This window comes from Bradyrhizobium sp. WYCCWR 13022 (assembly GCF_030435535.1).
Taxonomy (GTDB): domain Bacteria; phylum Pseudomonadota; class Alphaproteobacteria; order Rhizobiales; family Xanthobacteraceae; genus Bradyrhizobium.
On sequence record NZ_JAUIZJ010000002.1, the window covers coordinates 85,840 to 106,987 of the forward strand.

19 protein-coding genes are annotated in these 21,148 nt (G+C 65.2%); 6 read left to right on the forward strand and 13 right to left on the reverse strand.

Annotated elements, in window-relative coordinates; all coding sequences use genetic code 11:
* Window positions 1-1,440, reverse strand: a complete 1,440-nt coding sequence (gene gltX, locus QY049_RS01355; protein WP_301268657.1) for a glutamate--tRNA ligase — start codon at window positions 1,438-1,440, stop codon at window positions 1-3.
* A 144-nt stretch (window positions 1,441-1,584) separates the two neighbouring features.
* On the opposite strand from gltX, the gene QY049_RS01360 reads away from it, so the two are divergent.
* From QY049_RS01360 to QY049_RS01375, 4 genes are all read left to right on the forward strand, one after another.
* The gene (locus QY049_RS01360; protein ID WP_301268658.1) at window positions 1,585-3,261 is read left to right on the forward strand and encodes a glutamine--tRNA ligase/YqeY domain fusion protein; all 1,677 of its coding nucleotides are present in this window, start codon (window positions 1,585-1,587) and stop codon (window positions 3,259-3,261) included.
* Between the two features lie 11 nt (window positions 3,262-3,272).
* Complete coding sequence (locus QY049_RS01365) at window positions 3,273-3,659, forward strand: nuclear transport factor 2 family protein (protein ID WP_301268659.1); 387 nt, start codon at window positions 3,273-3,275, stop codon at window positions 3,657-3,659.
* A 126-nt stretch (window positions 3,660-3,785) separates the two neighbouring features.
* Complete coding sequence (locus tag QY049_RS01370; RefSeq protein ID WP_015685840.1) at window positions 3,786-4,019, forward strand: DUF2171 domain-containing protein; 234 nt, start codon at window positions 3,786-3,788, stop codon at window positions 4,017-4,019.
* A 97-nt stretch (window positions 4,020-4,116) separates the two neighbouring features.
* Window positions 4,117-6,399, forward strand: coding sequence for a ComEC/Rec2 family competence protein (locus QY049_RS01375; RefSeq protein ID WP_301268660.1), 2,283 nt, complete (start codon window positions 4,117-4,119; stop codon window positions 6,397-6,399).
* A 10-nt stretch (window positions 6,400-6,409) separates the two neighbouring features.
* Here the strand turns inward: QY049_RS01375 and QY049_RS01380 are convergent, their stop codons facing one another.
* The 7 genes from QY049_RS01380 to QY049_RS01410 all read right to left on the reverse strand — a co-directional run bounded on the left by QY049_RS01380 (window position 6,410) and on the right by QY049_RS01410 (window position 11,846).
* Window positions 6,410-6,844, reverse strand: a complete 435-nt coding sequence (locus tag QY049_RS01380) for a hypothetical protein (RefSeq protein ID WP_194475671.1) — start codon at window positions 6,842-6,844, stop codon at window positions 6,410-6,412.
* 193 nt (window positions 6,845-7,037) lie between these two features.
* Entirely contained in the window at window positions 7,038-7,241 is a 204-nt protein-coding gene (locus QY049_RS01385) for a hypothetical protein (protein WP_194475672.1), read from the reverse strand.
* 183 nt (window positions 7,242-7,424) lie between these two features.
* Window positions 7,425-8,126, reverse strand: a complete 702-nt coding sequence (gene lexA / locus QY049_RS01390) for a transcriptional repressor LexA (protein WP_128951590.1) — start codon at window positions 8,124-8,126, stop codon at window positions 7,425-7,427.
* A gap of 176 nt (window positions 8,127-8,302) precedes the next feature.
* Entirely contained in the window at window positions 8,303-9,514 is a 1,212-nt protein-coding gene (gene glp, locus QY049_RS01395) for a gephyrin-like molybdotransferase Glp (RefSeq protein ID WP_301268661.1), read from the reverse strand.
* A 225-nt stretch (window positions 9,515-9,739) separates the two neighbouring features.
* Window positions 9,740-9,934 carry a hypothetical protein gene (locus tag QY049_RS01400; RefSeq protein WP_194475674.1) on the reverse strand — a complete coding sequence of 65 codons (195 nt, stop codon included), beginning with the start codon at window positions 9,932-9,934 and terminating at the stop codon, window positions 9,740-9,742.
* Between the two features lie 146 nt (window positions 9,935-10,080).
* Window positions 10,081-10,710 carry an HAD family phosphatase gene (locus QY049_RS01405; RefSeq protein WP_194475675.1) on the reverse strand — a complete coding sequence of 210 codons (630 nt, stop codon included), beginning with the start codon at window positions 10,708-10,710 and terminating at the stop codon, window positions 10,081-10,083.
* Between the two features lie 8 nt (window positions 10,711-10,718).
* A complete protein-coding gene (locus QY049_RS01410) occupies window positions 10,719-11,846 on the reverse strand; it encodes an alpha-hydroxy acid oxidase (RefSeq protein ID WP_194475676.1) in 1,128 nt (375 codons plus the stop codon).
* Between the two features lie 291 nt (window positions 11,847-12,137).
* Between QY049_RS01410 and QY049_RS01415 the strand changes: the two genes are divergently transcribed.
* Window positions 12,138-13,481, forward strand: coding sequence for a S41 family peptidase (locus tag QY049_RS01415; RefSeq protein ID WP_301268662.1), 1,344 nt, complete (start codon window positions 12,138-12,140; stop codon window positions 13,479-13,481).
* Window positions 13,482-13,585: 104 nt separating this feature from the next.
* Here the strand turns inward: QY049_RS01415 and QY049_RS01420 are convergent, their stop codons facing one another.
* Window positions 13,586-16,306: an EAL domain-containing protein gene (locus tag QY049_RS01420; protein WP_301268663.1), complete on the reverse strand. Its 2,721-nt coding sequence runs from the start codon at window positions 16,304-16,306 to the stop codon at window positions 13,586-13,588.
* Window positions 16,307-16,618: 312 nt separating this feature from the next.
* Here QY049_RS01420 and QY049_RS01425 point away from each other — a divergent pair, with 312 nt between their 5' ends.
* A complete protein-coding gene (locus QY049_RS01425; protein ID WP_258766763.1) occupies window positions 16,619-16,783 on the forward strand; it encodes a Flp family type IVb pilin in 165 nt (54 codons plus the stop codon).
* An 8-nt stretch (window positions 16,784-16,791) separates the two neighbouring features.
* On the opposite strand, the gene moaC is transcribed toward QY049_RS01425, so the two are convergent.
* From moaC to QY049_RS01445, 4 genes are read right to left on the reverse strand one after another with little or no spacing between them, the layout of a single operon-like run.
* Window positions 16,792-17,307, reverse strand: coding sequence for a cyclic pyranopterin monophosphate synthase MoaC (gene moaC, locus QY049_RS01430; protein WP_194475680.1), 516 nt, complete (start codon window positions 17,305-17,307; stop codon window positions 16,792-16,794).
* A 1-nt stretch (window position 17,308) separates the two neighbouring features.
* Window positions 17,309-18,130, reverse strand: coding sequence for an indole-3-glycerol phosphate synthase TrpC (gene trpC, locus QY049_RS01435; protein ID WP_258766764.1), 822 nt, complete (start codon window positions 18,128-18,130; stop codon window positions 17,309-17,311).
* A gap of 7 nt (window positions 18,131-18,137) precedes the next feature.
* Entirely contained in the window at window positions 18,138-19,151 is a 1,014-nt protein-coding gene (trpD, locus tag QY049_RS01440; RefSeq protein ID WP_194475682.1) for an anthranilate phosphoribosyltransferase, read from the reverse strand.
* A 14-nt stretch (window positions 19,152-19,165) separates the two neighbouring features.
* The gene (locus tag QY049_RS01445; protein WP_301268664.1) at window positions 19,166-21,064 is read right to left on the reverse strand and encodes a SurA N-terminal domain-containing protein; all 1,899 of its coding nucleotides are present in this window, start codon (window positions 21,062-21,064) and stop codon (window positions 19,166-19,168) included.
* Window positions 21,065-21,148 lie beyond the last annotated feature (84 nt).

Genomic DNA, 21,148 nt, shown 5'->3' on the forward strand with positions numbered 1-21,148 from the left:
TTACGTCTTAGGTACGTCCTTGGCCTGATCCTCGAGCCGGGCGAGGCTCTCCTGGCGTCCCAACACGTCCAAAACCTCAAAAATACCCGGCGAGGTGGTGCGGCCGGTCAGCGCCGCACGCAGCGGCTGGGCGACGGCGCCGAGCTTGAGACTATTTTCCTCCGCGAATGCGCGTAGTGCAGCTTCCGTGGCGGCGCCGCTCCAGGTCTCGACATTCTCCAGCGCGGAATGAAGCTGGCCGATCAGCTTGCGGTTGTCAGGCGTCAGCAGGGCGGCCGCTTTCGGATCGAGCTGCAAAGGCCGGTCGGCGAAGATGAAATCAGCGCCGTCGATCAGCTCGATCAGCGTCTTGGCGCGCTCCTTCAAAGCCGGCATGGCCTTGAGCAGCTGGGCGCGCGTGGTATCGTTCAACTTGGCTTTAATCTCGTCGCGAGCAGGCACGACGTGGTCGAGCACATCTCCGAACATTTTCACGAGTGATTGATCGTCGGCGTGGCGGATGTAATGGCCGTTGAGGTTCTCGAGCTTGGCGAAATCGAAGCGGGCGGCGGCACGGCCGACGCTGGCGAGATCGAACGCGGCGATCATCTCCTCGGTCGAGAAGATTTCCTGGTCGCCATGGCTCCAGCCGAGGCGGACAAGGTAGTTGCGCAAGGCGGCCGGGAGGTACCCCATGGCGCGGTACGCATCGACGCCGAGCGCGCCGTGGCGCTTGGACAGTTTCGAGCCGTCGGGCCCGTGGATGAGGGGGATGTGCGACATGCTCGGCAGCGCCCAGCCCATCGCGTCGTAGATCTGCTTCTGGCGCGCGGCATTGATCAGATGGTCGTCGCCGCGAATGACGTGGGTGACGCCCATGTCGTGGTCGTCCACGACCACCGCGAGCATGTAGGTCGGGTTGCCATCGCCGCGCAGCAGGACGAGGTCGTCGAGATTCTCGTTCTGCCAGACCACGCGGCCCTGAACCTGGTCCTCGATCACGGTCTCGCCGGTCTGCGGCGCGCGCAGGCGGATGGTCGGCTTGACGTCGGACGGGGCAGTCGCGGGATCGCGGTCGCGCCACATGCCGTCATAGAGGCGGGTGCGGCCCTCGCTGCGCGCCTTCTCCCGCATGGCGGCGAGTTCCTCCGCGGTAGCGTAGCAGCGATAGGCCTTGCCGTCGGCGAGCAGCTGCTCGGCGACTTCGCGGTGACGGGCGGCGCGGCTGAACTGGTAGATGACGTCGCCATCCCAGCCGAGCTCCAGCCATTTCAGCCCGTCCAGGATCGCTCCGATCGCGGCCTCGGTGGAGCGCTCCCGGTCGGTGTCCTCGATCCGGAGCAGCATCCTGCCGCCGTGCTTCTTCGCATAGAGCCAGTTGAACAGCGCGGTGCGGGCACCTCCGATATGGAGGAAGCCGGTCGGCGAGGGGGCAAAGCGGGTGACGACGGAATCGGTCATTCTTGGCAGGGCCTATGCATTGGAGGCGGTGGTATATAACAGGACCGGAGCATAACTAAAGCCCGGCAGCGGATGCCTTAAGGCCTTGGCGCAGCCAAGCGAATTTGGCAGAAGGACCGCTGATTTCCCTACAGGATTTTCGTAATGACAGAACCGGTGGCGACTGAGGTTGGGCGCGATTTCATTCGTGACATCATCCAGGCCGACCTCGACCAGGCCAAGTACAAGGAGATCGTGACCCGGTTCCCGCCGGAGCCGAACGGCTATCTCCACATCGGCCATGCCAAGTCGATCGCCCTCAATTTCGGCATCGCCCAGGAGTTTCCGGGCCGTTGCCATCTACGCTTCGACGACACCAATCCGGTCAAGGAAGAGCAGGAATATATCGATTCCATCCAGGCCGACGTGCATTGGCTCGGCTTCGACTGGGGCAAGAACCTGTTCTTTGCCTCGGATTATTTCGACCGCCTGTACGAATGGGCGGAGAAGCTGGTCCGCGACGGCCTCGCCTATGTCGACGACCAGACCCAGGAGGAGATCCGCCTGTCGCGTGGCACGCTGACCGAGCCCGGCAAGAACTCGCCGTTCCGCGACCGCAGCGTCGATGAAAATCTCGACCTGTTCCGCCGCATGAAGGCCGGCGAATTCCCGAACGGCGCGCGCGTGCTGCGGGCCAAGATCGACATGTCCGCGGGCAACATCAATCTGCGCGATCCCGTGCTCTACCGCATCCTGCATGCGCACCATCCGCGCACCGGGACCAAGTGGAGCATCTATCCGAGCTACGACTATGCCCACGGCCAGTCGGACGCGATCGAGGGCATCACGCACTCGATCTGCACGCTGGAGTTCGAGGACCACCGGCCGCTCTATGACTGGTTCATCGAGAAGCTGCCGGTGCCGTCGAAGCCGCACCAGTACGAGTTCGCGCGGCTGAACCTGACCTACACGCTGCTGTCCAAGCGTGTGCTGACACAGCTCGTCCGCGACGGCCATGTCGCCGGATGGGACGATCCGCGCATGCCGACCATGGCGGGCATGCGCCGCCGCGGCGTGCCGCCGGCCGCGCTTCGTGAGTTCGTCAAGCGCATCGGGGTTGCGAAGGCCAACAGCGTGGTCGACGTCGGCATGCTCGAGTTCTGCATCCGCGAGGAGCTGAACCGTACTGCGCAGCGGCGCATGGGCGTGCTACGGCCGCTCAAGGTCGTGATCGAGAACTATCCGGAAGGGCAGAGCGAGGAGCTCGAGGCGATCAACCATCCCGACGATCCCGGCGCCGGCACGCGCAAGATCACGTTCGGCCGCGAGCTCTATATCGAGCAGGACGACTTCATGGAGAACCCACCGAAGAAGTTCTTCCGCCTGTCGCCGGGCAACGAGGTGCGGCTGCGCTACGCCTATTTCGTCAAGTGCACCGGCGTGATCAAGAACGACAAGGGCGAGGTCGTGGAACTGCGTTGCACCTACGATCCCGCGACCAAGGGCGGCAACGCGCCCGACGGCCGCAAGGTCAAGGCGACCATGCACTGGCTGCCGGCCGCGACATCGGTGCCCGCGGAGATCCGCATCTACAACCAGCTTTTTGCCAATCCGAGCCCGGACGCCTCGAATTTCGCGGCTGATCTCAATCCGAACTCGTTGGAAATCCTGTCCGACGCGCGGATCGAAGCCTCCGTTGCCGAGAGCAACTCGATGGAGCCTATGCAGTTCGAACGCCAGGGCTATTTCGTGCGCGACAGGGACTCGACGCCGGGCAAGCCGGTGTTCTCGCGCACCATCGGCCTGCGCGATACGTTCGCGAAGGAAGTCGCCAAGGGTTGAGGGACGCGGACATGAGCAACGAGGCCGACGCCATCGTTTCCGCCATCATCGCGAAATGGTGCGCCGGCTTCGCCAGCCTTGATGCGGCGGCTCTGTCATCGCTCTATTCGAAGAACGCATTCTTCTTTGGCTCGAACCCAACGCTTTATCGGGGCAGGGACGGCGTCACCAATTACTTCAACGGCCTGCCGCGCTGGCGCAAGCCCAGCGCGACATTTTCGGAAGTGCAGGCGACGCATGCAGGGCCTGACCTGATCAACATGGGCGCAACCATCAATTTCGATCTCGCCGGTGAACGGCCCGATCTCCTCGTGAAGATGAGCTGGGTCATCATCCGCGAGGACGGTGACTGGAAGATCGTCAATCACCACGCCTCGGCGAAGGCGCCGCTGATTTAGGGACGACGCGATCCCACAATTATCGTCATTCCGGGCTCGCGACAGTGGCGCGCCTCGGAACGACAGAAAATACGAACCCAATCTCTCTGCGCGCGTTGAGGATGGATCCAACCCAAGGATCCCACCATGCAGAACATCGCAGAGCATATGGAAGTCATCGGCGCCGATGGCGTCCACGTCGGCACGGTCGACAAGGTCGAGGGCAACCGCATCAAGCTGACCAAGAAGGACAGCGGCGAGGGCAGCCACAAGGGCCACCATCATTTCATCGACAAGGGCCTCGTCGCTGGTGTCGAGGGCAACAAGGTCCGGCTGTCGGCCAAGGCGGATGTGGCGGTGACGATGGAAGAGGAAAAGTAGGGCAGCAGCCCCTTCGTTCCCGATCCGTACCGCTATTCTGCGGCCTGCACGTTCCGGTAGCCTTTGCAACCGTAGCGTATCGCAGGGTTGCCAAGACATGGCGGAGCCGGGCCGGCCACAACGCGCCTCGCAGGGTATCGCCGGGACTTGGCCCACAGGCGGGGCCGCGTCGGCCGGCGGGTTTGTGCCGGCAGGGTTTGGCGTCTGGCCCGCGGTCGTCGGGACGCTGCGTGAATGGGCAAAGGCTGAGGCCGGCGCCGGGCGCCTGTTCCCGTGGGTGCCGATCGCCTTCGGCTGCGGGATTGCGCTCTACTTCGCCGCCGACCATGAGCCCGTGTTGTGGGTCACGGCTGCGACGGCGGCCGCATTGACGCTTGGCGCGGTCTTGTTGCGACGAAGCCGGTGGTTCGCGCCGGCGATCATGATCGCCGCGGTCGCGGCCGGCTTTGCCATGGCGACATGGAAGACGGCGCGCATCGCGCATACCGTGCTCACAAGGCCGCTTTATTCGGTGTCGCTGTCGGGCTTCGTCGAGACCCGTGACATCCGCGAGCGCACCGACCGTTTCGTGCTGCGCGTCACCGCGATGGAGGCGCAGCACAGCGATTTGAAGCTCGAGCGCGTCCGCCTCTCCGTGCGCAAGGGGATGGCGCCTGATGTCGGCAGCTTCGTGCAGTTGAAGGCGCGGCTGATGCCGCCGCTCGCGCCGTTGCGACCGGGGAGCTACGACTTCTCGCGCGACATGTTCTTCCAGGGGATCGGCGCGTCCGGTTTCGCGATGGGGGCAATCACGACTGTGACACCGCCCGATGCCGGCGGCTTGCAGCTGCGCTATGCCGCCGTCCTGCAAGGCCTGCGCGATGGGATCGACGCGCGCATCCGCGCCGTACTCGACGGCGACAACCGCGCGATTGCGACTGCGCTTCTGACCGGCCGCCGCGATGCGATCACGACGCCCGTCAACGACGCGATGTTTATCTCCGGCCTCGGCCACGTGCTGTCGATCTCCGGCTACCACATGGCTGTCGTCGCCGGTGTCGTCTTCTTCGCGGTTCGCGCACTGCTCGCGCTGATCCCCGGGCTGGCGGCGGGATTTCCCATCAAGAAATGGTCGGCCGCCGCGGCCCTGGTCGCTTCTGCTTTCTATTTGCTGCTCTCGGGCGCTGAAGTCGCAACCCAACGATCGTTCTTCATGACTGCCGTGGTGCTGATCGCGGTGATCGTCGATCGCCGCGCCGTCACCTTCCGCACGCTGGCGGTCGCGGCGCTGATCGTGCTGGCGGTGGCGCCGGAGGCGCTCGTGCATCCGAGCTTTCAAATGTCCTTCGCCGCGACGCTCGGGCTGGTGGCCCTGGTGCAGATCGGCATGCCGAACCTGTTTGCCTCACCTGACCACTCGGCGACCGCGCGCATCGCGCTGTGGGGCGGCCGCGAGATCGCGATGCTGTTCATGGCCTCGATGATCGCCGGGTTTGCAACCACGCCTTATGCCGCCTTCCATTTCCATCGCGTCACGCCCTACGGCGTGCTCGCCAATCTCGGCGCGATGCCGGTGGTCTCGGCGCTGGTGATGCCCGCGGGGCTGCTGGGATTGCTCGCGGCTCCCTTCGGACTCGACGGTGTGTTCTGGTGGTTGATGGGGATCGGCATCGACTGGATGGTGGCGGTGTCGCGCTGGGTGGCCGCACTGCCCGGAGCGATCGGCCATGTCGCCGCCTTCGGCACTGCGCCGTTGATTGCGGCGAGCCTCGGCCTGATCCTGATGGGCCTGTTGCGCACGCCGCTGCGCTGGTCGGGTGCTTGCGTGCTCGTGGCTGCGACCGTCTGGGGGCTGTCGGTCCGGCAACCCGATATCCTGATTGCCGCTGACGGCCAGAACGTCGCAGTGCGAGGCAGGGATGGGCAACTGCACGTGATCAGAATGAAGAAGGACAATTTTCTGCTCAAGGAGTGGCTTGCCGCCGATGCTGACCCGCGCGACGCGGCCAGCGCCTCGCTTGGTGACGGCGTGTCATGCGACGACGCCGGCTGCGTGACGACGCTCGCCGACGGTCGCATGATTGCGCTGTCGATACGCATCGACGCGCTGGCCGACGATTGCAGTCGTGCCGCGCTGGTGGTGACGACCAGGCCTACGGCGCCGGATTGCGCCGCGATGGTGGTCGATCGACCGCGTCTCGCGCACCAGGGCGCGCTGGCGCTCACGCAGCGCGGTGACGGTTTTGCGATTCAGGCTGTGAGGGGAAGGGGCGCAAACCGCCCCTGGTCGCCGGCGGCGACCGGCGATGGAGACTTCGAGCAGACCCTCATGCCAAGGTCGGTAGCTCCACGCTCCCGGGACGTAACACCGTCGGAGGCCGACCTTCAGGCTGAGGAGTAAGATCGACCTTTCAGCCGATCGGCAGCCGCGGCGTCGTGGTGCGGCTGTCAGCGATCCCTTGCGGCTTCTGCTCGCGCTCGCCGAGCGGCTGGGTCACGGGCAGTTGCAGCACGGTTGCGCGCTGACCTTCGACGAGCTGCGTCACCAGCACGTATTTGCCATCGGGGAATTCGATCGCATCGTGATGACGATCGGGAATGTGCGGATCGACCTTGCCGAACTTGCCGACGCGCGAGTTGACGGTGCGCGTCCAGATCCACCTGTTATCGTAACGGACGTTGTCGGCGAACGCGAGCTCCGTTCCCGGCAGCAGGCAGACCGCGACCGACATGTCGGCTTCGGAGGCGAAGCCGCGCGTCGAGGTACCGCGAAATGTTGTCGTGACGATCGTCTCGCCGACTTCTGCGGGACGTGTCGCGACGGCATGCAGGCTATAGTCACACATCGGGTGCTCCTCATCAGGGATAGTAACCCGCGCCTCTGGCCTGGAGGCGCAGGCCTCTATCAGAGTGGAAGCCTGCAAGACTCCGCTCGGTTGTAGGCAAATCTGCGGCCCGGATACGCAAGCCGCAATCACAATATCTTTCCCGAACCGCTAGGAACAAAGCCTGCTTCCGTGCATTCGGCGACCGTCGCCGTCAGCGTCCGGCCGGTGCCGACCAGCCCGAATATGGCCAGGCCGGCCGCGAGGATTGCTCGACGGTATTATGCGCATCACGCAATTGCGCGCTCGTCGCCTGCGGTGCCTTGCGGGCGCGATGTTGCGGCTGCGCAGCGAGGGCTTGTGACGCCGATGCTGCAATCAGCGCCATCGTGACGGTGCTCAGGAAGATCTTGCGCATGGTTGTCTCCTCGGTCGCCTGGAGGCTTATGAAGCGATGCGTGCTTCGTCGCGGCGTGCCGAGGATGTAGTGCTGGAGAGGGGGCCGGATAATCTGTGCAAAACCAGAAAGACCATCCGGCCGGAGCGGACAATCGTCCGCTCCGATCGTTGATTGCGCGTGAGCGCTCAGGTCGTCCGGCGCTCAGTACTTCCGATACAGTCCGATCAGCTTGCCCTGGATCTTGACCCGGTTGGGCGGGAGGATGCGGACCTCGTAGGCCGCGTTGGCCGGCTCCAGCGCGATCGAGGCGCCGCGGCGGCGGAAGCGCTTCAAGGTGGCTTCCTCGTCGTCGATCAGCGCGACCACGATATCGCCGGTGTCGCAGCTCTCGTTGCGCTGGATCAGCGCCATGTCGCCGTCGAGAATGCCGGCGTCGACCATGGAATCGCCGCGCACTTCGAGCGCGTAGTGCTCGCCAGCGCCCAGCATGTCAGGGGGGACGCTGATGGTGTGGCTGCGGGTCTGCAGCGCCTCGATGGGCGTGCCGGCTGCGATCCGGCCCATGACGGGCACCGCGACCGGACGCTCGCCCTCGTCGGCGGGCGGGCTCGATGTCGTGCGCACCTTGCCGAGATTGCCTTCGATGACGCTTGGCGTGAAGCCGCGGCGGCTACCGGCGGCGGCTTGGAGCTCCGGCAGCTTGATCACCTCGATGGCGCGGGCCCGGTTGGGCAGGCGGCGGATGAAGCCACGCTCCTCGAGCGCCGTGATCAGGCGGTGGATGCCCGACTTCGAGCGCAGATCGAGCGCGTCCTTCATCTCGTCGAAGGAGGGCGGCACGCCGCTTTCCTTCAGCCGCTCGCTGATGAACCGCAGGAGCTCGTATTGTTTGCGCGTTAACATCTCGACCAAAATCCCCCTGACGATGTCGTTCGATTCCGAGACGCTGAATTCAGCAATAAGCCGCTACATGCTCGAAACAAATCATGAACGGACACTATATGTTCGATACATGTTCCGCAACTGCTTAATTTACCGTGAACGCGGCAAAGTTCGCGGAACGGTTGCGAACGATGCGCTCAGGCGGGCAGTCGCAACACCTCGCAGGGCGCTCCCGCTTCGGCCTTCGGTGCGAATGGCGGACGCACGAGAAGTGCCTGTGCCGCAGCGAGATTCGCAAGCAGCGAGGAGTCCTGGTGATTGACGGGAAGGGCGACGAGCGTGCCGTCGTCACGCTCGTCGAGACGCGCACGCAGATAATCCTCGCGCTGGTCATTGGCGCCGACGTCGCGGCCGAGCACGGCGCGTTCGCGGCGATGATGGACAACCGAACGGCCGGACAAAGCGCGAATCAGCGGGACCATGAAGAGGAAACCGCACACGTAGGACGACACGGGATTGCCGGGCAGGCCGATCACGCGCATCGCTCCGAGCTGTCCGTTCATCATCGGCTTGCCCGGCCGCATTGCGATCTTCCAGAACGCCATCGCAGTGCCTTCGTCCCGGAGGGCCTGCTGCACCAGATCGTGGTCGCCGACCGAGGCGCCGCCCGTCGTGATCAGGATGTCGGCGCTGGATTCTCGCGCGCGGCGGATACCGGCGCTGGTGGCGGCAAGCGTATCTGCGGCAACGCCGAGGTCGATGGTGTCGGCGCCCTCGCTGCGGGCGAGCGCGTGCAGGGCGTAGCCGTTGGAATAGACGATCTGGCCATGACCGGGCGTCGATCCCGGCATCACCAGTTCGTCGCCGGTCGCGAGGATCGCGACTTTCGGACGGCGGCACACCGCGAGCTGCGGGTGGTTCATGCCGGCGGCAAGTGCAAGGTCCCGCTCGGTGAGCCGTACGCCCTTGCGCAGGAGCACGTCGCCCTCGCGGAAGTCGATGCCGGCGGGGCGAATGTGGCGCCCGGTGACGGCGGCCTCCTTGATGGTGATGCGCTTGCCGTCGGTGACGGTGTCCTCCTGGATAACGACCGCATCCGCACCATCGGGGATGACACCACCGGTGAAGATTCGCACGGCTTCGCCGGCGCCGACGGTCCCCGCGAACGGTCGGCCGGCTGCGACTTCGCCGACGACGACAAGCTGCGCCCCGGGCTTCGCCGCATCGGCCGCACGAACGGCATAGCCGTCCATCGCCGACATCGCCTGCGGCGGCTGCGTCCGCCGCGCCGCGACGTCGCGCGAGAGCACGCGGTGGAAGGCCGCCTCGAGTGCGACGACCTCTTCGGTCAGCGGCTGCGCGCCGGCAAGCACCGCGGCGAGCGCGTCGGAAACCGGCATCAGGGCCACGGGTGAAAACTCCAGCTGCGCCCGTTCGGGCAAATCGGCGGCGAGAGTTCTAGCCGAGTGCAGGCGCAGAGGCAAAACGGTGGTCGCGCAGCATGATTTGTCGTGCGTCGTCAGCTCGGCGACGAAGGCGCAAGATCAAAGTCGCCGCGGCATGATCCGGAAGGCGAAGCAGACCGGTTCGAGGATGGCTATGGCGAGGATGACGAGAGCCACGGCCAGCACCGGTCAGGTCCCCGGCTGCTTGTCCGGACTGACGTCTGGCGCTTCGGGACTCTGGTCCCTGTCAGGCATCGGATCGGCCTGGGCCTTGAGATCGGCGGCCTTGCTGATCAGTTTTGCGGAAAGGTCAGAATCCGAGGTGGTTCTGGCGTATTTCATCAGCAGAGAGGCCTGCTTGGTGAGGTAGGTTTTGCCCAACACGATGATAAGTCCGATGTAGAATTCCCAACGGACTCATGAGTCCGGAAACGGGCATTCGTTCCCGGAACTCTGTATAAAAATGTACAAAGCGACTTGGTTCCAAACCCGGAGGCGAAATAGTTCCAGAGGGGCGGTCCGTTCGGGGATCAGATCCCCAGTGCCCTCAGCGCATTGCCGACGTCGTGAGGGGAGGTCACATGCACCGCGGTCAGGCCGCGGGCGCGGGCGCCTTCGACGTTCTCGGCGAGGTCGTCGAAGAAGACAACGCGGTTCGCCGGTACGCCCATCGCGGCAACGACATGGTCGAACGCTTCTGCATCCGGTTTGCGCAGACCGATGCTGGAGGACAGATAGAGCTCGCGAAAATGGCCGAGCAGGTCGGCATATTCCTTCGAGAAGTAGTCCACGTGCGGGCGGTTGGTGTTGGAGAAGGCGTAGACCGGCATCTGCTTCGCCGCGCGCGGCAGCAACTCGGCGATGTCGGGCATCTCGCCGGCAAAGATCGCGTTCCATCCTTCCAGGAACTGCCCATCCGAAATGCTGATGCCGAGCGATGAGCGGAGCGAGGCAAAGTAGTCCTCGTCGCTGATCTTGCCGACCTCGTGCAGCCGGTAGGCCTCGTCACGCACGTAGCGCGCCACGATCGCTTCCGGCTTGCAGCCTGCATGTCCCGCCCAGCAGGCGATCGCCTTGGAGAAATCGATATCGAGCACGACGCGCCCGAGATCGAACAGAAGCGCATCCGCGCTGCCGGGAGAGAGCGAGGTCACATGCATCCTTCCAATCAGTATCGATAGGGCTCGTGGTCGAACAGCGGGAATGCGCTGAACACGCTCGGCGCATTGGTCGCGGTGGCCGGGTGCAGGCAGGACTTGTTGACCTCGGCGAACGAAGTGGCTCCCAGCAGGCCGAGGCAGCGCAGCACCTCGTCCTCGAGCAGTTCCAGCATCCGCGTCACGCCGGTCTCGCCGGCCGCCGCCAAGGCCCAGCATTGCAGCCGGCCAATGCCGACGAGGTCTGCGCCCGCGGCGATCGCCTTGACGATGTCGGTGCCGCGGCAGATGCCGCCGTCGACCATGATCTTCGCGCGCCCCTTCACGGCGTCGACGATTTCAGGAAGCACGTGCATGGCGCCGCGGCCGTGATCGAGCTGGCGGCCGCCATGATTGGAAACGTAGATCCACTCGACGCCGTGATCGACCGCGATCTGCGCGTCCTCTGCGGTGGCGATGCCCTTGAGGATCAGCGGTATCCTGAACTTGTCCTTGACCATCTTCACGGTCCGCCACTCCAGGCCCTTCTGGTAGTCGCCGCCGGTGGCGCGCAGGCGGCTCTCGCGAACGTAACGCTTGGCAATGTCACGCTCACGACGGCTGTAATGGGCGGTGTCGACGGTCAGGCAGAAGGCGGCGTAGTTGGCCTTCTCGGCGCGGCTGACGACGTCGGCCACGAATGCGTCATCGCCACGGACGTAAAGCTGGTACATGCGCAGCGCATCGGGCGCGGCCTCGGCGGTCTTTTCCAGCCCGGGCTCGGAGACCGAGCTCAACATGTGCGACGCCCCGAAGGTGCCGGCGGCGCGGGCCACACTCGCTGCGCCATGCGGGTCGAAGATCTCCAATGCGCCGACGGGGGCGAGCACCACGGGCAGGCGCATCTTGCGGCCGAAATGCTCGACCGAGCCGTCGACCTTGCGCACGTCGCGCAGCACACGCGGACGGAAAGCGATCTCGTCCAGTGCCATGCGGTTGCGGCGCATCGTGGTCTCGGTCTCGGCGGCGCCGACGATATAGTCCCAGGCGTTCTGGTTGAGGTTGGAACGGGCTTTCCTGATGAATTCGTGCAGGTTCTGGAACGGCTCGTTGCTGGCGCCGAGTTCGACGTTCCGTTCCGGCCGGAGCGCTTCGTTCATTGTTGTCCTCCCGAGAATTTGAAGCCTTATCTCATCGCCTATCCCGTTCAGCCCTCCAAAACCATCCTAAAATCGCATAGCTGCGAAGCGCGGCCCGGCCGATCGATTCCCGCGCGGCGGGCGACGGCTTCGGAACGTTGCCAAAAGTTTAGGTCAGGGCGAAGGGATTTTTGCGATATACAAGCGGGCGTGGCAGCCCGGCCTTGAAGAAACCTGAATGGTATTGTGAGAACCGAATTGGATTGCCATTTGCGTGGCGTCCCGTCCCAAGCGAAAAAGGCCACCCATTCCATGCGGAAAACCCTGCTGTTCCCCCTGGGCGCGCTCACCGGAGCCTGCCTCACCCTCCTCGTGTCCGGTCCGCAGGGCGGGCTATGGGCGGCACGGGCGGCGGCGGGCGTCGGCACGGGCGATGCCTATTCCCAGCTCAATCTGTTCGGCGAGGTCTTCGAGCGCGTCAAGGCGAGCTATGTCGAGAAGCCCGACAATGCCAAGCTGATCGAAGGTGCGATCACGGGCATGGTGACCTCGCTCGATCCGCATTCGCGCTACATGAACGCCAAGGCCTGGACCGAGATGCAGGAGACCACCTCCGGCGAGTTCGGCGGCCTCGGCATCGAGGTCACGATGCAGGACGGTCTGGTCAAGGTCGTCTCGCCGATCGACGACACGCCGGCGTCCAAGGCCGGTATCATGTCCGGTGACCTCATCAGCAAGATCGACGGTGAAAACGTGCAGGGCATGACCCTCGAGCAGGCCGTCAACAAGATGAAGGGCCCGGTCGACACCAAGACCAAGCTCACCATCATGCGCAAGGGCGCCGATGCTCCGCTCGACGTCGCGATCACGCGCGAGATCATCCATGTCCGCCCGGTCCGCTTCCACGTCGAGAATGGCGACATCGGCTACATCCGCGTCACCTCGTTCAACGAACAGACCACCGACGGCCTGAAGAAGGCGATCGCCTCGATCTCCAAGGAGGTCCCGCCGGAGAAGCTCGTCGGCTACGTGATGGACCTGCGCAACAATCCGGGCGGCCTGCTCGACCAGGCCGTGTCGGTGTCGAGCGCGTTCCTGCAGCGCGGCGAGGTCGTTTCGACCCGCGGCCGCAATCCGGAAGAAACCCAGCGCTTCACCGCGCATGGCGGCGACCTCACCAAGGGCAAGCCGCTCGTTGTCCTGATCAACGGCGGCTCGGCGTCAGCCTCGGAAATCGTCTCCGGCGCGCTGCATGACCACAAGCGCGCAACGCTGATCGGCACGCGCTCGTTCGGCAAGGGCTCGGTGCAGACCATCATTCCGCTCGGCGCCGGCAACGGTGCGCTGGCGCTGACCACAGCGCGCTACTACACCCCGTCGGGCCGCTCGATCCAGGCGCAGGGCATTGCGCCGGACATCGAGATACTCCAGGACGTGCCGCCCGAGCTGAAGGGCCGCGTCGACACCATCGCGGAATCCCAGATGCGCGGTCATCTGCAGAATACCGAGGGTGCGGAGCAGACTGGATCGCAGTCCTATGTCCCGCCGGAAGAGAAGGACGACAAGGCGCTGCACGCGGCCTATGACTTCCTGCACGGCGTCACCGTGAATGCGGCGGCCGCCAAGCCGGCGCCAAAGGCGACGGTGCCGAACTAGGCTATATCGGTTCTTGCGACCTCAAGACATCGCCCGGGAGTGGATGGCCACTCCCGGGCGAATTCGTTCTGGATGCAGCAGCCTCAGCTCGGAGGAGCCCTAGTCTAGCTCGCCTCGCGGTGGCGGCTTTCGTGGCCCCCGCGCTGGGCGAGGCGGCTGCGATGGAGCGCGAACAGTTCCACGATCCTGTCGGCAGGCTTTGCGGCGCTGAACAGATAGCCCTGCATCTCGGTGCAGCCGAGCGCGCGCAGCAGCCGCTGCTGCTCCTCGGTCTCGACACCTTCGGCCGTGGTCGCCATGCGGCGGGCGCTGGCGAGGTTGACCACGGCCTGCACGATGCTGGCGGAGCCGTCGGGACCTGCGATGTCGTCGACGAAGCAGCGGTCGATCTTGATCTTGTCGAACGGGAAGCGGTGCAGGTAGCTCAGCGAGGAGTAGCCGGTGCCGAAATCGTCGAGCGCGATGCGCACGCCGATGGCACGGAGCTGGTGCAGGATCGTCAGCGCAGTGTCGTCGTCGCGGATCAGCACGGCCTCGGTGATCTCGAGCTCGAGCCGGCTCGCCGGCAGGTTGGAGGCGGCCAGCGCCGCCATGATCTTCAGGGCCAGCGTGCCGCTCTTGAACTGTACCGGTGAGACGTTGACGGCGAGGCGGATGTCGTCGGGCCAGCCGGCCGCGTCGCGGCAGGCGGTCGCCAGCACCCATTCGCCGATCTCGTTGATCAATCCGGTATCCTCGGCGATCGGGATGAACTCGGCGGGCGAGACCATGCCGCGTTCGGGGTGGCGCCACCGTACCAGCGCCTCGCAACCGGCGATGCGGTCGTCCTTCAGGTTGAGACAGGGCTGGTAATGGACCTCGAGGCCGCCATGAGCGATGGCGTGCCGAAGGTCGACCTCGAGCTGGCGCCGCTCGCGCACCTTGGCGTCCATCTCCGGCTCGAAGAATCGATAGGTGCGGCGGCCGGCGGATTTGGCGGCGTACATCGCCATGTCCGCGTTCTTCAGGATCTGATCCAGCGCAGTGCCGTGTCCCGGCGCCAGCGCGATACCGATGCTCGCGTCGGTGGTGAGGTGATGGCCCATGCAGTCGAACGGCGCCCGGATCGCCGCAAAGACCCGCGCAACGAACTCGTTGACCTGGTCCTGCGAGGTCACCGCGCTCTGCACGATCGCGAATTCGTCGCCACCGAGCCGTGCCACGAAATCGGTCGGGCCGGCGCAGTCACGCAGGCTCTTCGCCACCGACTTCAACAGCTCGTCGCCGACGAGATGGCCGAGCGCGTCGTTGACGCCCTTGAACTCGTCGATGTCGATGTAGTGCACCGCGATCTCTTCGCCTCCGACGAGGGCGAGGAGCTCGCTGCGCAGATGCTCGTGGAACATGGCCCGGTTGGGCAGGTCGGTCAGCGCGTCGTAGTGGGCGAGGTGGGTGATGCGCTCCTCGATCCGACGGCGTTCGGTGATGTCCTCGTGGGTTGCGACCCAGCCGCCGTCGTCGAGCGGCTCGTTGACGATCTGGATCGATCGGCCATCGCTGGTTTCGACCACCATGGAGTTGCGCACGTGGATGTCACGCAGCACGCGCGCGGCATACTGGTCGACGTCGCCGGCAAACGAACCCGTGTCCTTGCGATGCGCGATGATGTCGCGGAAACTGTAGCCCGGTTTGACGATGTCGGCCGACAGGCCGTACAGCTCGATGTAGCGCTGATTGCAGACCACGAGCCGCTGCGATGCGTCGAAGAGCAAGAGGCCCTGGGTCATGTTGTTGACGGCGCGGTCGAGGCGCTGCTTTTCCAGCGTCAGCCGCTCCCGGGACAGGCGGTGCTGCTCCAGGAGCTTGCGCACGATCGCGATCAGCACGCCGGCGATCGCCAGCGCGGAGGCGCCGGCGACCGAAATCAGGATGCCGATCTGCTCGCGCCAGTCGGCTAGCGCCGCCGCGCGCGTGGTCGTCGCCATCATCAGGATCGGGAAGTGCGGCAAGGCGCGCGCCGAGGCCAACCGGTCCTCGCCGTCGACCGGGCTGACGATGCGCCCGGCGAAATGATCGAGCGCGAAGATCTGCTGCTGCTCGAACGAGCCGTTCCTGAAATTGCGTCCCATCATGTCGCGGGACTCGGGATAGCGGGCAAGCAGGGTGCCGTCCCGATGCAGCATCGAGATCGTGGCGCCTTCACCGAGCATGACGGTCTCGAAGAACTTCTCGAAATTGGCCGGCTCGATGCCGCGACCGACGATGCCCATGAACTCGCCGTGCGGCCCCATGATCCGGCGCACGATCAGGATGGTCCAGGCCCCGGAGATGCGGCTATGCACCGGTTCGATCAGCACCTCAGGCGCCTGCGGATCGTAGCGGAAGGTGCGGTAATAGGCGCGATCCGCAACATTGACCTTCGGAGCCGGCCACGCCGTCGAGGAATTGATCAGATTTCCGTCCGCGTCGATGATGTTGACGCCGCCCATGTACGGGAGCGCATCGATCTTCGAGCGCAGCATCCGGTGCACGTCCTGGCCGGAGAGGCGCGTGCGGAAGTCCTCCGCTGTCGTGATTCCACTCGCGTGCACGTGGTCGATGAAATCCTTCTGGATGACCGCGAAATCCTGCAATTGCTGGTCGAAATGATGGGTGAGCAGCAGGACCGTGTTTTCCAGCTCGCGGCCGGAATTGCGCAGCGCGCGCTCGCGGAAGTTCTGCGCCATCAGCACCGCGCCAACGGCGATGGCCGCGATCAGGAGGGCGCCGCCCACCACGAGCCAGCGGATCGGTCCGCTGCGCACGAAGGCCTGGTCGAGCAGGCGACTGCCGTATCTCGTCATCATGTCGATCGTTGCCGTCCACACGCCAGGGTCAACTCGCGATCCCCATAACATCCGTCGGTTTACGGGATCGATGTGGAGGCGACGTTAGGAAGCGCGGTTAATGCGGCATGAACCGTAATGCGCAAATGCAATCGATGCGCATGGCAGGAGGCGTGCAGCTTTTGCCGGCGATGGTCGCGATGCCGGTCAGTTATTGCCGGTCGCGGTGACGTCAACCGACGCTTAACCATCTAACGTGTTGACGATCCTCGACGCCATGATGGCGCGCAGTTTGCAGATCAGGATCCCAACGACGAGAGAGAGGACGTGATCATGAAAAAGACTTTGAAGAATTTCTGGGCCGACGAATCCGGCGCGACCGCAATCGAATACGGCCTGATCGCCGCGGGCATCGCGCTCGCCGTCATCACCGTGGTGAACGGCCTCGGCAGCAAGCTCAACACCAAGTTCGGATCGATCAGCTCGTCGCTCAAGTAGCGGCGGGATCAGGCGCGGTAGTGGCCCGACTTGCCGCCCAGCTTTTCGACGAGATGGATGCCCTCGATGCGCACGCCGCGCTCGACGGCCTTGATCATGTCGTAGATGGTGAGGCAGGCGACCGAGACGGCCGTCAGCGCTTCCATCTCGACGCCGGTCGGGCCGGTGACCTTGACGCTGGCACGCACCACGCAGCCCGGCAGCCTTGCGTCGGGCTCGATGTCGACCGTGACCTTCGACAGCGCGAGCGGATGGCAGAGCGGGATCAGCTCGGAGGTACGCTTGGCCGCCATGATTCCAGCGATGCGCGCGGTGCCGAGCACGTCGCCCTTCTTGGCGTTGCCCGACACGATCAGGTCGAGCGTGGCCTTCTCCATGACGACGCGCCCTTCGGCGACGGCGAGCCGCTCTGTCGCGGCCTTGTCCGACACGTCGACCATCCGCGCCTCGCCGGAGGCGCCGATATGGGTGAGGCCAGGGCTCGTCTTCCTTGACGGCTTGGTCTTCGCAGGCTTGCGCGCCATGTCAGCGGGTACCGGTGGCGCGGGCGTTGGTCTCGCGCGCGAGCAATGTGCGCGTCGCCGCGGTTACATCGGCCTGCCGCATCAGGCTCTCGCCGACCAGGAAGGTCGACATGCCGACACGCTCGAGCCTTGCGAGATCGGCGGGCGTGAAGATGCCGCTTTCGCCGACCATCAAACGCTCCCGCGGAATCAGCGGCGCCAGCGTCTCGCTGGTCGCAAGCGTGGTCTCGAAGGTGCGTAAGTTACGGTTGTTGACGCCGATCATCGGCGAACGCAGCTTCAACGCCCGGTCGAGCTCGGCGCGATCATGGATCTCGATCAGCACGTCCATGCCATAGGCAATGGCAGCGTCCTCGAGATCCCTGGCCGTGGCGTCATCGAGCGCGGCCATGATGATGAGGATGCAGTCGGCGCCATGCGCGCGGGCTTCGACCACCTGATAGGTGTCGAACAGAAAGTCCTTGCGCAGGACGGGAAGCGAGGTCGCCGCGCGCGCCGCCACCATGAAATCGAGATGGCCCTGGAACGAAGGTGTGTCGGTCAGCACCGACAGGCAGGCCGCTCCGCCGGCCTCATAGGCCTTGGCGAGCACGGGCGGATCGAAATCCGCGCGGATCAGCCCCTTGGAGGGCGAGGCCTTCTTCACCTCGGCGATCAGCGCGTAATCGCCATTGGCATGCTTGGCCCTGATCGCGCGCACGAAGCCGCGCGGTGCGCCTTGCGCCTTGGCCAGGGCCTCCACTGCCGCGAGCGGCTGGGCGCGTTTGGCGGCTGCGATCTCCTCGCGCTTGTAGGCTTCGATCTTGGTCAGGATGTCAGACATGACAGGCTCAGCTGTTCGAGACCGCGATCAGATGCTTCAGCCGCGCGCTCGCCGCGCCGCTGTCGAGCGATTTCGCGCCGATCGCGACGCCTTCCCTGAGGTCCTTGGCGCGTCCGGCCACGATCAGCGCGGCCGCGGCGTTGAGCAGGGCGACGTCGCGATAGGGGCTCGGCTTGCCGTCGAGCACGCTTTGCAGCGCGATCGCATTGGCATCGGCATCGCCGCCCTTGAGGGCCCCGGGCTCGCAGCGCGACAGGCCGGCATCCTCCGGCGTCACCTCGAAATTGCGGATCTCGCCATTGTGGAGCGCAGAGACGAAGGTCGGGCCGGTGAGGGTGATCTCGTCGAGGCCATCTGAGCCGTGCACCACCCAGGCGGATTCGGAGCCGAGATTCTTCAGCACCTGCGCCAGCGGCTGCACCCATTGCCTGGAGAACACACCGACCATCTGCCGCTTCACGCCGGCCGGGTTGGAGAGGGGGCCGAGCAGATTGAAGATCGTCCGGGTGGCGAGTTCGACCCGGGTCGGGCCGACGTTCTTCATCGCGGGGTGATGGGCGGGGGCGAACATGAAGCCGATGCCGCATTCGCGCACGCAGCGGCCGACCTGCTCCGGCCTGAGGTCGATCTTCACGCCGAGCGAGGCGAGCACGTCGGCGGCGCCCGAGCGCGACGACAGCGCGCGGTTGCCGTGCTTGGCGACGGGCAGGCCGGCCCCCGAGACGATGAACGAGGCACAGGTCGAGACGTTGACCGAGCCCGAGCCGTCGCCGCCGGTGCCGACGATGTCGACGGCGTCCGCTGGCGCATCGACCGTGAGCATCTTCGAGCGCATCGCGGTGACCGCGCCGGTGATCTCGTCCACGGTCTCGCCGCGCACGCGCAGCGCCATCAAAAGGCCGCCCATCTGCGAGGGGGTGGCCTCGCCGGACATCACCGCGTCGAAGGCGGATGCAGCTTCCTCACGCGACAGGCTGGCGCCGGTCGCGACTTTTCCAATGATCGATTTCAGGTCGTCCATCGCTTGCTTTCAACTCACTGGTTCGCGCCGGTCACTTGCGCGAAGGCGGCCTGATTAATGCTGGTCCCGATGTCGGCTTCAAGCTTGTTGACGTAGGAGGCGACCTGCTCGTCGGTCAGCGACCGCTCGGCGGCTTCCTTCAGCTTCTTGGCGGCGTCGGAGGCGGTATCGACCGGGGGATCGACGATGTCGGTGACACGGTAGACGATCACTTCAGTGCCGCCGGTCACGGGCGCCTGTCCGACACCGTCTTTGGCGGTGCGGAAGGCGGCGGCAACGATGTTGGCGGGCACGCCGGCCGGCGTGTCGTCGCGCTTGAAGCCGCTGGCAGTCTCGACCTTGGCGTTGATCGCAGCCGCCTCGTCAGCGAGCTTGCCGCCCTGTTCGAGCTTCTGCACCATCTCGGTCGCCTTCCCCTTCAGCTTGGTGGCGATCTGGTCCTGGCGCCAGCGCGCCTCGACCTGGTCGCGGACCTCGTCGAGATTGCGGTCGCGCGACGGCGTGATGGCGAGCACGTCGTACCAGACATAGCCGCCCTTGTACGAGATCGGGTCGTTGTCGACGCCGACGTCGCTGTTGAAGGCCTGCGAGACCACGTCGAGGCCCTGTGGAATGTTGGCGACGGTCTGCCCGTTCGGGGCACGGCCGGAGCGGTCGACGGCATCGATGGTCACGGCGGTGAGTCCGAGCTTCTGTGCGGCATCGGCGACGCTGGTGCCGGCGCCGCGCTCGTCCTCCATCTTGTCGCGGAGTTCGCCGACCTTGACGCGCGCGCGTTCGGTGGCGATCTGGCGCTTCGCGTCGGCGGCAAACTTGGCGTAGTCGGCCTCGACGCCAGGCTCGATCTTGTCGACCTTGACGATCGAGACGCCGAGACGGCCCTGGATCGGCTGGCTGATCTCGCCCGCGGGAAGGGCGAAGGCGGCATCGCCGACCGCGGGTTCGAGCGAAGATTTGGTGACGAGCCCGAGATCGACGTCGGTGGCGCTCAGTCCGCGCTCCTTGCCGAGATCCTCGAAGGAGAGCCCGCCGACCAGGCGCTCGCGCGCGGCCTGCGCGTCGGCGACATTCGGGAACACGATCTGCTGGATCTTGCGCTTCTCCGGAGTGGAGAGCTGCTCCTTGCGCTGGTCGAACAGCTTCTTCGCATCCTCGTCGGAGACGTCGCTCCACTTCGCGATGTCCTCCGGCGAGATCACGGTGAAGACGATCTTGCGGTATTCGGGCGCGCGGAACTGGACCTTGTGATCCTCGAAATAGGCGGCGAGGGCCTCGGGCGAGGGCGGATCGATCTGGCCCGCCTGCGCGGTGTCGAGCCGGATGAACGCGATGGCGCGCTGCTCGTTCTGGAAGCGCGTCGCGACGTCGAGCATGGTCTTCGGCGGCTCGAGGCCGGCGCCGATCGTGCCCGTGATCTGCCGACGCAGCGCCACCTTGCGCTGCTCGGCCACGTAACGCTGCTCGGTGTAGCCGAAATTGCGGATCAGGCTCTGGAAGCGGTTCGCATCGAATTTGCCGTCGACTCCCTTGAAATTGGGGTCGTTCATGATGATCTGGCGGATCTGCTCGTCGGACTGGCCCAGTCCAAGCTGGCGCGCGTTCTCGTCGAGCGCGGCTTCCGCGATCGTCTGCTGCAGCACCTGGCGGTCAAGGCCGAACGCACGCGCCTGGTCGGGCGTCAGCGGGCGGCCGAACTGGCGGCCGATCTGCTGGAGGCGGTCGGTGTAGATCTGGCGGAACTCGTTCAGCGAAATTTCGGTATGACCGACCTTGGCCAGCGTGGACTGCCCGAAGCCCCGGAAGATGTCGGCGATGCCCCAAATGCCGAAGCTGATGATCAACACGCCCATCACGATGGCCATGATGGTCTTGCCGACCCAGTTTGATGAGGCCTTGCGCATTCCTCGAAGCATTTGGTCCAACTTGTTTGGCAGGAGGGGAACGGGAGCGCGTCTTAATGCAGATTCCGCAAAAGCGCGTCACCAAATTGATATGCC

What these genes read in the sequence shown, in the direction of transcription:
- gltX (WP_301268657.1), bottom strand. Translation starts at nt 1,440, where the DNA reads ATGACCGATTCCGTCGTCACCCGCTTTGCCCCCTCGCCGACCGGCTTC.
- QY049_RS01360 (WP_301268658.1), top strand. Translation starts at nt 1,585, where the DNA reads ATGACAGAACCGGTGGCGACTGAGGTTGGGCGCGATTTCATTCGTGAC.
- QY049_RS01365 (WP_301268659.1), top strand. Translation starts at nt 3,273, where the DNA reads ATGAGCAACGAGGCCGACGCCATCGTTTCCGCCATCATCGCGAAATGG.
- QY049_RS01370 (WP_015685840.1), top strand. Translation starts at nt 3,786, where the DNA reads ATGCAGAACATCGCAGAGCATATGGAAGTCATCGGCGCCGATGGCGTC.
- QY049_RS01375 (WP_301268660.1), top strand. Translation starts at nt 4,117, where the DNA reads ATGGCGGAGCCGGGCCGGCCACAACGCGCCTCGCAGGGTATCGCCGGG.
- QY049_RS01380 (WP_194475671.1), bottom strand. Translation starts at nt 6,844, where the DNA reads ATGTGTGACTATAGCCTGCATGCCGTCGCGACACGTCCCGCAGAAGTC.
- QY049_RS01385 (WP_194475672.1), bottom strand. Translation starts at nt 7,241, where the DNA reads ATGCGCAAGATCTTCCTGAGCACCGTCACGATGGCGCTGATTGCAGCA.
- lexA (WP_128951590.1), bottom strand. Translation starts at nt 8,126, where the DNA reads ATGTTAACGCGCAAACAATACGAGCTCCTGCGGTTCATCAGCGAGCGG.
- QY049_RS01405 (WP_194475675.1), bottom strand. Translation starts at nt 10,710, where the DNA reads ATGCATGTGACCTCGCTCTCTCCCGGCAGCGCGGATGCGCTTCTGTTC.
- QY049_RS01410 (WP_194475676.1), bottom strand. Translation starts at nt 11,846, where the DNA reads ATGAACGAAGCGCTCCGGCCGGAACGGAACGTCGAACTCGGCGCCAGC.
- QY049_RS01415 (WP_301268662.1), top strand. Translation starts at nt 12,138, where the DNA reads ATGCGGAAAACCCTGCTGTTCCCCCTGGGCGCGCTCACCGGAGCCTGC.
- QY049_RS01420 (WP_301268663.1), bottom strand. Translation starts at nt 16,306, where the DNA reads ATGATGACGAGATACGGCAGTCGCCTGCTCGACCAGGCCTTCGTGCGC.
- QY049_RS01425 (WP_258766763.1), top strand. Translation starts at nt 16,619, where the DNA reads ATGAAAAAGACTTTGAAGAATTTCTGGGCCGACGAATCCGGCGCGACC.
- moaC (WP_194475680.1), bottom strand. Translation starts at nt 17,307, where the DNA reads ATGGCGCGCAAGCCTGCGAAGACCAAGCCGTCAAGGAAGACGAGCCCT.
- trpC (WP_258766764.1), bottom strand. Translation starts at nt 18,130, where the DNA reads ATGTCTGACATCCTGACCAAGATCGAAGCCTACAAGCGCGAGGAGATC.
- trpD (WP_194475682.1), bottom strand. Translation starts at nt 19,151, where the DNA reads ATGGACGACCTGAAATCGATCATTGGAAAAGTCGCGACCGGCGCCAGC.
- QY049_RS01445 (WP_301268664.1), bottom strand. Translation starts at nt 21,064, where the DNA reads ATGCTTCGAGGAATGCGCAAGGCCTCATCAAACTGGGTCGGCAAGACC.